12 protein-coding genes are annotated in these 12,791 nt (G+C 46.8%); 6 read left to right on the top strand and 6 right to left on the bottom strand.

What is annotated here, in order from left to right; translation table 11 throughout:
* Positions 1-502: 502 nt before the first annotated feature.
* From EHQ17_RS12775 to EHQ17_RS12765, 3 genes are all read right to left on the bottom strand, one after another.
* Positions 503-1,270: a DUF1554 domain-containing protein gene (locus EHQ17_RS12775; protein WP_167881101.1), complete on the bottom strand. Its 768-nt coding sequence runs from the start codon at positions 1,268-1,270 to the stop codon at positions 503-505.
* 308 nt (positions 1,271-1,578) lie between these two features.
* The gene (locus EHQ17_RS12770) at positions 1,579-3,384 is read right to left on the bottom strand and encodes a SpoIIE family protein phosphatase (protein WP_135595726.1); all 1,806 of its coding nucleotides are present in this window, start codon (positions 3,382-3,384) and stop codon (positions 1,579-1,581) included.
* A gap of 46 nt (positions 3,385-3,430) precedes the next feature.
* Positions 3,431-4,249 carry a class I SAM-dependent methyltransferase gene (locus tag EHQ17_RS12765; RefSeq protein ID WP_135595725.1) on the bottom strand — a complete coding sequence of 273 codons (819 nt, stop codon included), beginning with the start codon at positions 4,247-4,249 and terminating at the stop codon, positions 3,431-3,433.
* Positions 4,250-4,438: 189 nt separating this feature from the next.
* Between EHQ17_RS12765 and EHQ17_RS12760 the strand changes: the two genes are divergently transcribed.
* The gene (locus tag EHQ17_RS12760) at positions 4,439-5,248 is read left to right on the top strand and encodes a helix-turn-helix transcriptional regulator (RefSeq protein ID WP_135595724.1); all 810 of its coding nucleotides are present in this window, start codon (positions 4,439-4,441) and stop codon (positions 5,246-5,248) included.
* 21 nt (positions 5,249-5,269) lie between these two features.
* Here EHQ17_RS12760 and EHQ17_RS12755 read toward each other — a convergent pair whose 3' ends face one another.
* Positions 5,270-6,451, bottom strand: a complete 1,182-nt coding sequence (locus EHQ17_RS12755) for an adenylate/guanylate cyclase domain-containing protein (protein ID WP_135595736.1) — start codon at positions 6,449-6,451, stop codon at positions 5,270-5,272.
* 306 nt (positions 6,452-6,757) lie between these two features.
* Between EHQ17_RS12755 and EHQ17_RS12750 the strand changes: the two genes are divergently transcribed.
* From EHQ17_RS12750 to EHQ17_RS12735, 4 genes are read left to right on the top strand one after another with little or no spacing between them, the layout of a single operon-like run.
* On the top strand, positions 6,758-7,804 hold the full coding sequence (locus EHQ17_RS12750; protein WP_135595723.1) for an MBL fold metallo-hydrolase: 1,047 nt from the start codon (positions 6,758-6,760) through the stop codon (positions 7,802-7,804).
* Positions 7,805-7,808: 4 nt separating this feature from the next.
* The gene (locus EHQ17_RS12745; protein WP_135595722.1) at positions 7,809-8,234 is read left to right on the top strand and encodes a YeeE/YedE family protein; all 426 of its coding nucleotides are present in this window, start codon (positions 7,809-7,811) and stop codon (positions 8,232-8,234) included.
* Positions 8,231-8,668 (top strand): DUF6691 family protein, encoded by a 438-nt coding sequence (locus tag EHQ17_RS12740; RefSeq protein WP_135595721.1) that lies wholly within the window; start codon positions 8,231-8,233, stop codon positions 8,666-8,668. Before EHQ17_RS12745 ends, EHQ17_RS12740 begins: the two co-directional genes overlap by 4 nt.
* A gap of 4 nt (positions 8,669-8,672) precedes the next feature.
* Positions 8,673-9,485 (top strand): sulfite exporter TauE/SafE family protein, encoded by an 813-nt coding sequence (locus EHQ17_RS12735; RefSeq protein WP_135595720.1) that lies wholly within the window; start codon positions 8,673-8,675, stop codon positions 9,483-9,485.
* A gap of 124 nt (positions 9,486-9,609) precedes the next feature.
* Here the strand turns inward: EHQ17_RS12735 and EHQ17_RS12730 are convergent, their stop codons facing one another.
* Together EHQ17_RS12730 and EHQ17_RS12725 are read right to left on the bottom strand one after the other, a co-directional pair.
* Positions 9,610-10,935: a thiolase family protein gene (locus tag EHQ17_RS12730; protein WP_135595719.1), complete on the bottom strand. Its 1,326-nt coding sequence runs from the start codon at positions 10,933-10,935 to the stop codon at positions 9,610-9,612.
* Between the two features lie 43 nt (positions 10,936-10,978).
* The gene (locus tag EHQ17_RS12725; RefSeq protein WP_135595718.1) at positions 10,979-11,839 is read right to left on the bottom strand and encodes an acyl-CoA thioesterase; all 861 of its coding nucleotides are present in this window, start codon (positions 11,837-11,839) and stop codon (positions 10,979-10,981) included.
* 181 nt (positions 11,840-12,020) lie between these two features.
* On the opposite strand from EHQ17_RS12725, the gene EHQ17_RS12720 reads away from it, so the two are divergent.
* Positions 12,021-12,635, top strand: coding sequence for a TetR/AcrR family transcriptional regulator (locus EHQ17_RS12720; protein WP_135595735.1), 615 nt, complete (start codon positions 12,021-12,023; stop codon positions 12,633-12,635).
* Positions 12,636-12,791 lie beyond the last annotated feature (156 nt).

Here is a 12,791-nt window from a genome sequence, read left to right as displayed (position 1 = left end):
GGTCCAGCTTGCCCAGGTGGACTCAAGAGCGCCTCGCACGCAAAACGCACCGCAACCCAGATCACCCACCGGCCCATCGTATGCGCCGCGCAATGCAACGCATATACACGTATACACATCTCACAGGCTTCTCACACAACATCTCTGCAAGTCCGCGCCGACCACGCACAACAAACGCAACATGCCGTTCTCAATTCAAAAAACGGAGCGATTGACTACAGCCTCGGGGACCACTCCACTCTCCCATTGTCCCACTGCTCTGCCTTCAGCCTTTCTACGCGCTCCGCGAAAGCCGAAGGGAGGACCTGATCGACATTCTCCTTTGCATCTAATAAATTTCAAATTTTATTATATGCATAAAAAATAATGTAATTATAGATGAATCTAAAATTTATCGAATAGACTCTCTATGCGAAAAGAATTGACCCGACCTAAATCCATCCATCCATCCGTTCGTTCGTTCGTTCATTGATTGATTGATTGATAAAACAGCCTCAGGGATTTATTGCCGAACACAATAAAGTCCGTGTGTCGAATTACAACCGGTGGCGGCGGAGTATCCTCGATCGATCGCATAAACAGAAATATCATTCGGAAGACCGATCGAAGCGTAAGTAGTTCCCGTAGACGTGCTGGTCCAATTAAAACAACTTCTTCCCGCTCCGGGAAGCCAAGTGCCGATCGAACTGGGGGTATCGGTCCGAATCCCCGTGAAGATATAGGTATTCGGAGGACGGGCTCCGTCCACGATGATCGAATTACTCATCGGAAAGTTACTAAACATCGCTTGCGAGTTCGTCGTAAAAACGATTCTGCTATCCGTTGGATTCAGAGAACTTTTCTTAACGTTAAGATAGCTCGTATTCGGATGCAAAACCCAATTATGGGTCAGATCTCTCTCGCCCGATTCGTCCATAAGCATCGCTTTGTATTCCGTCGGACTTCCGAAGGAAGAAGGTAGGCTTGCCGCAGCGGTCCTACACAAAGTGTCAGCGCCAGAGATTCCTCCTATGTCACCGTCCGTAAGAATTCCTGAAATATTATAAAGTTCGAATATATAACACGGGCCGCCGGTGTTGACGCAGTTCGGCGCCTCACCGTCGCCCGGATCCGGTTGTTGCGTCGAAGAGTTCGACATTTGGGAAGGTTCCACCAGAGCGATCAGAGGATTTTTGAGCGCATCGATCGCAATCCGTTCCGCCTCGCTACAAAACGAGGTAATCGACAATACCCCGATCCAAATCGACGTTTTTACCAGAACGTTCTTCATACCGTTACCTTTGAGTCTATGTACCCTTCTACTCAGTGAAACATATTCAAAACGAATAATTCTACCGATAAAAGAGAATTCGGAACAGAGATTCGAAAATAGGGAATGAACTTCTGATATAAAGGAACGAAACATGAAATCAAAGATAGATAAAAATGAAAAGAAAGATAAAGACGATAAAAACTCGCGATTCGTTTTATGCTCGTTAGTCGATTCTTCCGTAAAATTCTCGAACCGTCCGTAAATCGATTTTCTTTTTCGAAAATTATCGTTTCTCTTCATCGCACCTCCGTTGCACTTCATCGGAGTCATCTTCGTTTCGTATCCGTCCGTGAAAAAGCCTCGTAACTAGGATTCATAGTTTTTAATCGATTGAGAAGATATTTAGCCCGCCCCAGTTCTCCGTTTAGATAGTAGATCTTCGTCAAATTGATCAGACTTTTTCGGCTGTTCGGATGACGGAAATGATAACATTCGCCTAAATCGGCGGCCGTTTCTAGATTATTGATTCTACGATTGCTGATCGATGCGATCAAAAAGAGATTGTCGTGATCCGGAAAATGTCGAATCTGTTCTTCCGCAATTTTTGCCGCCTCCGTAAAATCCCGTTTTTCCAAAACTTTTTTTAGCTCCCGTAAATTCGGCTTCGCATCGCTAAAGAATTTTCCCTTCTCCAAATCGTAGGAGATACGCATCAAACTAAGATCGTCCGTTAGATCCCCTTGCCTAATGAGGAACTCTCGAATACCGTTCAGATTTCCGTTTCCGTTTCGAACCGCATTTAGAAAAAGTTCCGTGTCTACGTTCATTTCCGGCGCATCGTATTCGTTTTTTTTGATGGAGATATCATCCCGACCATCGGAGCCGACGATGATCGAGTCGCCCGGTTTCAACAAAAAGGTTTTTAAAGTGAAGACGTTTTCTATGTGATATTTATCTTCCGAATCCTGGATTACACGATCGATCGTAGGCATGCCCAGTTTGCGAATGTAAAGTTCGTTCTCCAGATAAGTCGCTTCTTTGTCCCGATAAAGAACGGTCCACGGATGTTCCGCGTTGATGAAGTAGAGCAAACCGCGTTCCTCGTCGATCAGTCCGAAAAGAATCGACATGAACATCGAGCCGTCGAACGATTCGAAAATTTTCTGAAAATCGAGGTAACACGATTTGATCCATTGTTCCGGATATTGGCGTTGGTATTGTTTCGATTTCGCTCTTGCCAGACAAACTCGAAAGGCGCTGCCCATGATTATGGCTCCGGCCGCTCCTTGTAGGGATTTTCCCATCGCGTCTCCGTTTAAGAAAGTGGTATATTTTTTACCGCGTAACGTGATTCGATCGGAGATGCAGATATCTCCGCCGATTTCGTGCGTTCGACGTTTATATTCGAATTTCTTACGCTGCTCGATCAAGGATTCCACTTTCACGGGACCGTCGTGTGTTTTAATTTCGCTGAGAGGATTACTCAGATAACTGATCAGAAAATAATCCTGCTCCTGCATTTCCTTCGCCTTAGTGATCTCTCCGAGTGCGGTCGTTAGCTGGTTCGATTTTTGTGAGATCGTCGTTATCAGATAGTAGACCGTTGCGGCGACGATTCCTCCGATCGATACGATATTCAGCGCGTAGAAGATATCGATCACCTGATCCGGTAGTCTGTGACCGGAAGGATTTCCGATCCACGTAGGGGAGAATGCCGAAGCGATCACCGCCGACATAAAGGCCAATCCCCAATAAAATGCGCGTCGCGCACCTTGGTAAATGAACGCGGCGATAACCACCGGAAACATCCAGAGTATAACTCCACTCGCGTTCTGAAAACCGCCTAACACGGTTTGTAGGATCGGAGGTAGAACGAAGTAAAGAGAGAAACAAGTCGTCATAAAAACGGAAAAACCTTTCGGTCCTTTGATCCGGTAATACAAAAGCGTCAATATTCCGCATACGGAGTAAATGACCGGAACGATCGCCGCGAGATATAGGCTGTAAAACCAATATGTCATCGACCAGACCGGAACCAACAAAATCGTTATTCCGAATAATATGACAAGTGCGCGTCGCTTCAATTCCTGCGACGAATCCGTATTAGGTTCGGGCGCTTGCGGCATCCTCATCTCCGTTTCCGTAGTCGAGTTTGAAAATTTTTCGTAAACGAATTCGTCAAAGATCGATCGTCACTCTCAAAAAAGTGGCCGGTATAGAAACTCCGACTGCGGTGTTTTTATTTTGCGCGTACGCCAATTCTATCAATTGACGGCGAAGTTCCTCTTCGTTTCCGTTTTTCTCCGCGGCTTCGAAAGCGCTCATCGTCGGTCCGTAAAATCGTATCAACGATTCGATCAGGTTTTCGGGATTCTTATCGAGCGCGATGAATTCGTAAACGTCCTTGATCATGGATATTTTTTCCCTCGGAACTCCCGTACGGGAAAAATATTCCGCTACGTTATCCGCCACACCCCATGTCATCGGACTGATAAAACCTTCGGGTGGAGGAGGAGTGAACGACGCACTGATTCGCAACAGTTGGGAAACGAACGAGGTCGGATCGTTCGGAATCCAATTTCCCATTACGATACGACCTCGCGGTTTCGTTACACGAACCATTTCCTTAGCCACGTCGAACGGTTTAGGAGCGAACATCGCGCCGAACATCGAAATCGTTAAATCGAAGTAACCGTCCTCGACGTCTCGTAAATCGCACGCGTCCCCTTGTTGAAATTTCAATCGAAGAAGTCCTTCGTGTGCCGCGCGTCTATTTCCTGCAGCGACGAGGTTCTCGGCGATGTCGATTCCTAAGACTTCCGCGCCGGCTCGAGCGAGAGGTATCGCAGTGGTTCCGTCTCCGCATCCTAAATCCAAAACGCGCAACGGCGATTTTATTTCGAGGGAAGCGACGAACTCTTCTCCGGACTTACGCATCAACGCCGCGATCTCGGTAAAGTCGCCTTTCTCCCACAAGAGTCGATTCTGATTTTTCATTCGAATTTTCTCCGTAAAGATTCCGAGAGGTTAAGCGAGTATCGAAACGATACATACGGTAAAAATGGGTTTACTCGAAATTGCGCTATTCGTTTATTGTTTTTCTTCACCCGATGAATTGTATTTGCGGATGATGAAATCACCTTGTATAATTCTGCAACGCCGATAAAAAACTCGTAAGGCCCGACTATGAAAGTGAATCCTCTTGATCGTCAGGAAAGAATCTGTATTTGGGGAAGTCGTTGTTTGTTCGCGGGACGTCTGCCGGACTACAATATGCGACGACGAGCCGCGGCGACGATTTGTATCTGTTTGGACGGAGAGTTACAAGTTTCCTTAAACGGAGAGGATTGGATCGGTTTTCGTTCGGTTCTTATTCCTCCGATGTTGAATCATTCCATCCGATTTTCGGGAAAATTCTGCGTCATGATTTTTATGGATCTGAGTAGTCCGAATTACGAATCGCTAAGGGCTTCGAATGAGGATCGCGAAAACGAAGGCATCTTCGTTTCTCTGAGGGAAGAACAAGAATTGTTCGAGACGGTCGGCCGAGTTTTATCTTCGGATGATTCCGATGCCGAGTTGCTGGATTTGTTGAACCGTATTCCTCCGTTAGCCGACATCGAGACGAAGATAGCGGACTTTCGGATTCAAAAGGTAGTCGAATTGATCACGACTAAACCCGACGAAGATCATTCCGCGAGGGAATTCGCCGAACTCGTAGGCATGTCCGTTTCCAATCTGGAACATCAATTTAAAAAGGAAGTCGGTATTTCCTTTCACTCTTTTCGGACTTGGTTTCGGTTGAAATTGTCCGTTTATTCCCTTTTACACGGAATGAACCATACGGACGCGGCGCATCGCGCCGGTTTTTTCGACTCGGCGCATTTTACACGGACGTTTCGTGCAACGTTCGGTCTACCGCCGTCCCAAATTTTCAGAAATTCACGGCGATTAAAGTCGTTCATCGAAGTTCCCGCGAGTTACGCCGAGGTTTGAATTTTCCGATATATTATTTTTTTATAATATATCGGTTTGTTCGTAGCTGAGATAGGTTTTCATAACACCTTTTCCTTTTACGTCCACGGATCTACTTATCTCTAACGGCGATTTGTCGGTTAGGAGATCGTATGTCGATTCGGAGATTTGGATTCTGCCGGGTAAGCCGTGCGATTCCAACCTACTGGCGGTATTGACGGCGTCTCCCCATAGGTCGTAGGCGAATTTTCTTCTTCCGATCACCCCGGCTACGACCGGTCCGGAATGAATTCCTATCCGTATCTTCAAGGGCGTTCCGGTCGGATCTCGTATATTTTTTACGAAGGTCTGCATTTCGAGCGCCATCCGCATCGCATTCTCCGCGTGATTTTCGTGCCAGATCGGAATTCCCGCGACGGCCATATACGCGTCCCCGATCGTCTTTATCTTTTCCATTCCGTATTTTTCCGCGAGAAAATCGAAATGCGAGAAAACGTCGTTGAGAAAGTGGACCAAAATCTCCGGGGCGATTTTTTGGGAAATTCCCGTAAAGTTTTCTATGTCCGCAAAAAGGATGGAAACCATCGGATATCCGTCCGCGATCGTGGATGGATTTCGCTTTAATCGTTCGGCGATCGGTTCTGGTAAGATATTCAAAAGCAGATTTTCGGCGCGGTCGTGTTCTTGTTTGCTTTTGAAGATGAAATAGAACAGGCTTAAGAAGGTCAAGGTTCCCGCCCCCGAGATGTTTATAACGAAGAATAATATTCGTATATTATGTTTTACTTCTATATTAGGAATAAATTCGAAAAACTCCGCCAATCCCGCGGATAACAAGGCCGCGATAAACAACCCGAACCAAACGAGACCGTATCGGGTAGGAGCGAATGCGAGGGCTCCTAGCGGACAAAGTATCGACCATATGATCACCGCACCCGAGTTCTCGAAACCTCCCAAGGATAATTGGAGTATTACCGGTAAAATTAGAATAAAAACGAATTGAAGAACCCGGAACTCGGAATATCTGCCCGTCGCGAATACGAATATCAGACTCGACAGACTTAGGACCGCGTAACCTCCCGGGATCAACGCCGCCTGAGGAAATCCCAGAAAAAAATAAAGGGCGCTCCATAAAAGACCGGCAATCGTAAAACCCGCCGAAAAATTCAACAATCCATCGACGTGAAGTTTTTCCCTTTCCGCCGTTCTATCGATCGACAACATATCTTTTCCTCCGTTGTATCCCGCTATCGACATAGACTGAAGTCGCAAACGTTTCGATTAACAAAATTCAAAATATCTCGATCGATATCGGATTCGTTTGTATAATTCTGCAATTAAGAAAAACGATTTAACGTATTCAATTTTTTTAATGATTGCAGAATTATACAATGTTCCTCCTCTTTCGCAGTTTATACTCGAGGCGTAAGAATCCGTGTTTCGGAAAAACGTTAAACGAAGCGCTTCGGAACTTGCGACCCTATTTAGGATGTTATCCTATAAACGAGGAAAAACTCGGGAAATAACGGAATGAAAGGAATTCTTTTTCTTCAACTTTTCGAAGCTACGTCTTCGACCTATACTTATCTCATCGCGGATCGGGAAACAAAGGAAGCGGCCATCATCGATCCGGTGTTGGAAACCGTAGAACGGGATTTAAAATTCGTCCGTAAACTCGATCTCCGTTTGAAGTATATTCTGGAAACGCACATTCACGCGGACCATATCAGCGGAGCCGCGACGATACGGGGAAAAACGGACGCAAAAACCGCGATCAGTTCCTTGGCCAAGGTCGATTGCGCCGACATTCAATTGACGGATGAACAGAAACTTCCGCTTGGAAATAAAAAAATAACCGCGATGGCAACTCCCGGGCACACTAAAGCGTGTATGAGCTTTTACTTCGAGGGAATGGTTTTTACGGGAGATTCTCTGCTCATACGCGGAACAGGTAGGACGGATTTCCAGGAAGGATCCTCCGAAAAGTTGTATGAAAGTATCACACAAAAACTCTTTCGTCTTCCCGACGAAACGCGCGTTCTTCCGGGTCATGATTATCGCGGTTTGATCGATAGTACGATCGCATTGGAAAAAAAATTAAATCCCCGGATCGGCGGAAATCGTTCCAAAGAGGAATTCAAAAAGATCATGGATAACCTCTGCCTTTCGTTTCCGAAAAAAATGGACGTGGCCGTGCCGATCAATTTGGCCTGCGGTAATTTGGAAGCGATAAGAAGGATGAAGCCCGAGATGAAATCCACGATTCCGGTCGTGTCATACGATGACGTATTAGCAAATCTGGGTAAGATTAAGATCATCGACGTTCGTCATCCAGGAGAATTCCACGGTCGTCTCGGCCATATTCGTACGGCGAAACGTTTCACGCTCGGCTTGGAGCTGACGAAGTTTCTGAGGAGCGGCGATCCGATGGAGGAGATAGTGTTCGTTTGTCGGAGCGGTAAACGTTCCGAACAGGCGGTACTGGAAAGTATTCGTTTCGGTTATAAGTTCACGGTAAGTTTGGCGGGCGGTATGGTGTTTTGGAATTCGAAATCGCTGCCGACGGAAAAGGAGTAGGAGAATGGTGACAGAATGGATTATGGGATTGGTCGGAGGAGCGATTATCGGGATAGCGGTTTCTTTGATGCTTCTCTGGAACGGAAGGGTGACCGGAGTCAGCAGTATCGTATACGGAGTCTTGATTCCGGTGAAAGGGGACGTTGCGTGGCGATGGTACTTTATCGTAGGATTGTTGTTAGGCGGACTTTCCCTGAAAATCGTATCCCCCGGTTTGTTGGCGATCGAACTACAGACGAACGATTGGATCGGCGCCGTCGCTGGAGTTCTCGTCGGTTTCGGCGCGATGTTGGGGGGAGGTTGTACCAGCGGACACGGAGTTTGCGGAGTCAGCCGGGTTTCCGCGAGATCCATCGTGGCGACGGTCGCGTTTATGACCGCGGGTATGGCGATAGTCTTTATACTTCGTAAAATCGGAATGTTCGTATGAAATATAATCTCGGAGCTTTATTCGTCGGATCGTTGTTCGCCGTTGGTTTGGGCGTCTCCGGAATATTACAACCTTCTAATATAATCGGATTTCTAGATCTATTCGGGAGATGGAATCCCACTCTTCTTTTTGCGATGGCAGGGGCGGTCGGAATCCATTTCATAACTTACAAGTTGATTCGCAAAAGAAAGACGCCTATGTTCGCCAAGGAGTGGTTCATACCCACCAGAAAAGACACCACTCCGGCATTGGTGATCGGTAGCCTTATTTTCGGCGTAGGTTGGGGATTGGGAGGTTATTGTCCCACGGTTTCGGTCACGTCTCTTACAAGTTTCGAAACGAGACCGTTGCTCGTGTTCGGAAGTATTCTTTTGGGTATGTTGTTGTTTCGGTTTGTGGATAAGAAAACGAATCTCAAAAGTAGACTCGATTAAGTCGATGTTGATCGAAGGTTTGATCGCATCTTTTTTGATGGGAACTTTGTTCGGTCTCGTCGGAGCGGGAGGGGCGATTCTTACGGTTCCGATTCTCGTCTATGTCTTCGAACAAGACGTTCTGAGCGCCACGACGAATTCGCTTTTCGTAGTCGGCGCTGCCGCTCTGGTCGGCGCTCTGATGAAATCGATCCATCGGAACGTCGCCGTCAAAGCAGGTTTTTTTTTCGCGTTACCGAGTTTCTTCAGTATTTTACTCGTAAGACGATTTCTTCTTCCGTTTCTTCCCGATATCTTGTTTTCGGGATTCGGTATTCTTGCGACGAAACAATTTCTGATTATGGCCGTTTTCGCGTTCACGATGTTCTTTAGCGCTTGGGCCATGATCCGTTCGGGAAATCATTCGATGTCGAAAGATCCGCAGGAACGACCGAACCCCCCCTCTTCGCATTTCGTTTTTGTGATCGGGAAAGGATTGTTGATCGGAGCGATCACCGGCTTCGTCGGAGCCGGGGGAGGATTTTTGATCATTCCGGCTCTGGTGTTTATGCTTAAGTTTCCGATCCGATTAGCGGTCGGCACATCGCTTGCCATCGTCGCCGCAAATTCGCTGTTCGGATTTGTGATCAGCTTTTCTTCGGTAAAAACCGAGGATTGTCCTTTACTTTTAATCGTCAGCGTTTTAGCGGTCGCGGGAATGTTGTTCGGAGACGCGCTTTCCTCAAGAATGAACGAAAGACTTCTCAAAAAAGGATTCGGTTATTTCGTTTTAACGGCAGCCGTTTTGATCTTGTATGATCAGGGCGCGCGTTTATAGGAATCTTTTCGGTTCTTAAAATAAAAGACCCCGAGGTTGCCCGGGGTCTTAGGAGTTTTGAGTTCGTCTCCGGATTCCTAAAAGGAAACGTACGAACGATAGTTTAGAAAATTCTAAACTAAAATCAACCTTTGTATCTTTCGATCAGCATCGAACCTGCGATCCCGCCGTGCGCACAAGCGGTGATCACGACTTTGTTGGCGGAAGAATCCTCCTTCAAGTCCATAATCGCGTTCGCAATCAGACGGATTCCCGTAGCTCCGAAAGGGTGACCGATGGCGATGGAACCGCCGTTCGGATTCACTTTTTTCGCGTCGAAGGATTTTTCCCAATCCCATCCGGTGTCCATTTTGATCTGCTCGAGCGCGCCGACCGCCGTCGCCGCAAACGCTTCGTGAATTTCTACGTAGTCCACGTCCTGGATTTTAATTCCGACATCGTCTAACAACGCTTCGGTGGCAGCAGCTTGTCCGATTCCCATATTGTTGGGATGAACTCCCTTCATGTGCCAACCGGAAACGACCGCTTCGATTTGAAGACCGAGTTCCTTCGCTTTTTCCACGGTGGTGACGATCACACCGGCGGCTCCGTCGGAACGAGGACTTGCGTTGAAGATCGACACCGTTGGTCCGTGGGATTTTTTCAGATCCTTAGCGTATTTCGTCTTAAATTCCTCGAACTTCATACCGGGGTTGTCGAACATAAGCATGGCGCGTCCCATACGGGTAGGATTTTCCACAAGACCTTCGCGAAGACCGACCGCTTCGTCGATCGATAGTTCGTTGCCGTCTTCGTCCTTCATAGGAATGATGTAGGGCGCGTATTTTCCGGCTTTAGAGGCTTCTAATGCTCTTTTAAAGGATTCGAACGCGAGTTTGTCCTGGATTTCGCGGGAAAGACCGTAATTCTGCGCGACGATCTCGGCGGTCACTTGCATTCCGTACGAGGTTTCTCCGTCGCCAAGACCGTCCTCCAAAGTGTCTCTCAATTCCACACCTTCGGGAAGATTGTCGGGAAGTAATTTTTTGAGTTTATCGAGAGATCCGGCTTTCTTATTCAGACGAGCGTTTTTAACGATAAAAGGCATGGACGTCTGGGATTCTTCGCCGATCGCGAGAAACAATTCCCCTTCGCCTAACACGATTCTACGAGCCGCTTCCGCGACCGCTTCCATACCGGAAACACAATTGTTCGCAACCGTGATACAAGCGATCTCGTCTCTCATTCCGACCAGGTTCGCGATCACTCTTGCGGAATTAGGAGCGTTGCTAAATCCTTCTCCCACCACGACCCCGTCGATTTGGGACGGTTTCAATTTGCTTTTTGCGAGAATGTCTTCCGCGACTATTTTTCCCAGGTGGTGTCCTGGATAAGGTCCGAGGGCTTTCGCGATCTGAGCAAATGGAGTTCTTCTCGGCGTACAAAGCGCCAACGGTTTTTCTAATTTCATTTTCTTTCTCCAGAGTTCATATTCTTAATTATCATTCCTAAATTCATTTTTGAGAATATTCAAAATTTTCTACATATTCTCCTACGAGTTGCTGGAATTCCTCAGGCGCCTTTTTCGGCCTCGCTTTGGAAAGCGAAACCACAAGTTGTTCGTCCTGAACCGCGAAATAACGCAAACCGGTTTCGCAATCCGTGACCTCGTGTCTCATATAACTGCGGATCTTTTCGAACGAGTGAATCCATGTGCTTACCTTCACCTTTCTTCCCGCCGGAACGGGATGAAAAAAACGGAACACACCGCCCATAAAAAACATCGTCGTGTCCATTTGCACAAAACGATCCAAGGTTAAACCGGCCTTTGTGGAAAAAAACCAGCGCGAATCCTCCACGATTCTCCAAAGATATGCGGGATTATAATCTCCGAAAATATTTCTTTCGCTGTAAAGCGTGATCAATTCGGTATCGACCGTTTTGCAGGTGCCTCTAAAATCCGGAATTTCCGCAAACTGATCGTAACCGGTCATCTCCGTTTTCTCCGCAGGGAGAAGATCCACAGGATTTCCTTTTTTCTCGCATAAAGTCAAGGTTTTGATTTCCGCCGCGGGAGTTTCGGAATCGGAAAGAACTTTCTGATCCCAGAATATCATACCGTTTTTTAAAGCGTACGCTTTCGTTTCCGTTTTGAGATCGGCGCCTTCCATCTGCTGCGCGAGAAAACGAATGGAAGATTCCAAAGGACGGATCGTAAACCCTTGAGACAAAATATCCCGCAGGGGAAAACCGTTCTTTTCGAGAAGTCGAAACCTACCTTCGAGGCAAAAATTTTCGTACGTGCGGCTGGTCACGTGTCTTTGTGTGTCCAGATCGGAGATTCGAGTCACGAGTTGGATTTCGTCCGCAATCATTTTCTTTCCTCCGAGTCTCCAAAGATTCTGACCTTAGTTTAGACCCGGCGGAATTTTGTTCAAACAAAAAAATACAGAACGTTCGTTCTGTTTTTTTATCGAAAACTTTCAAAGTCATTGACAGAAGTTTTTTAGGTGGAAAACTGAATTCGTTCCGATGCGGGACGTTCGATCAAAAACGATGAAAACGCAGACACGAAAAAAAAAGGAATCCGGGGTCGGAGTCAGAGAAAGGATTTTAGAAACCGCTACCGTTCTCTTTTACAAACAGGGTTTTTCCAATACGGGAATGCGGCAGATCATTCAGGAATCCAATTCGGTGGCGGCCAGTCTTTACGATCATTATCCGTCCAAAAAGGAATTGGGTCTCGCCTATCTCGCCAAACAGGAGGAAAAAACCCTCAGCGATCTACAAGGTTTGATGGATCGTTATCCGGATTTGGCGGAATTTCTGCGGGCTTGGGTGATTCTTAAGGAAAAACAGATCCGTCACGAGGAATTTTTCGGATGTCCGTTTGCGGGTTTCGCGAGTCAGGTGATGGATTCCGATCCGGAATATACGGAATTTCTAAAAGACATCGTCGCAAAGTGGACGCGTATGATCGGAGATTATCTTCAAAAAGCGATCGGTTCCGGACAACTCAAACGAAGTATGGACATTCAATATGTGGCAAGAAGAATGTTGATGGCGTATCACGGTTCCGTTACGATGTGGCGAATGACCCAAGAGCTCCGTTATATCCGTGAAATGGAGGATTCGCTCCGCGAAATCGTCGAGGAATATCGGATCTTATAATTTTTCTCCGAATCGTTTCCGTTCGGTAACCTGTCCAACCTTCAGGACGAATTCCCTCGTATGAAACGTATCATTCTAACGGTCTTAGTTTCGGTTTTACCGATCGTCTCCGGTTGTTTCCGAGCGGAGGAAAATAAAACGAGAAAAGGTGGGGAA

It is taken from the genome of Leptospira gomenensis (genome assembly GCF_004770155.1).
In the GTDB taxonomy this organism is placed as follows: domain Bacteria; phylum Spirochaetota; class Leptospiria; order Leptospirales; family Leptospiraceae; genus Leptospira; species Leptospira gomenensis.
Note: the sequence above shows the minus strand (reverse complement) of the source record. Positions and strands in the feature narration are given on the sequence as shown.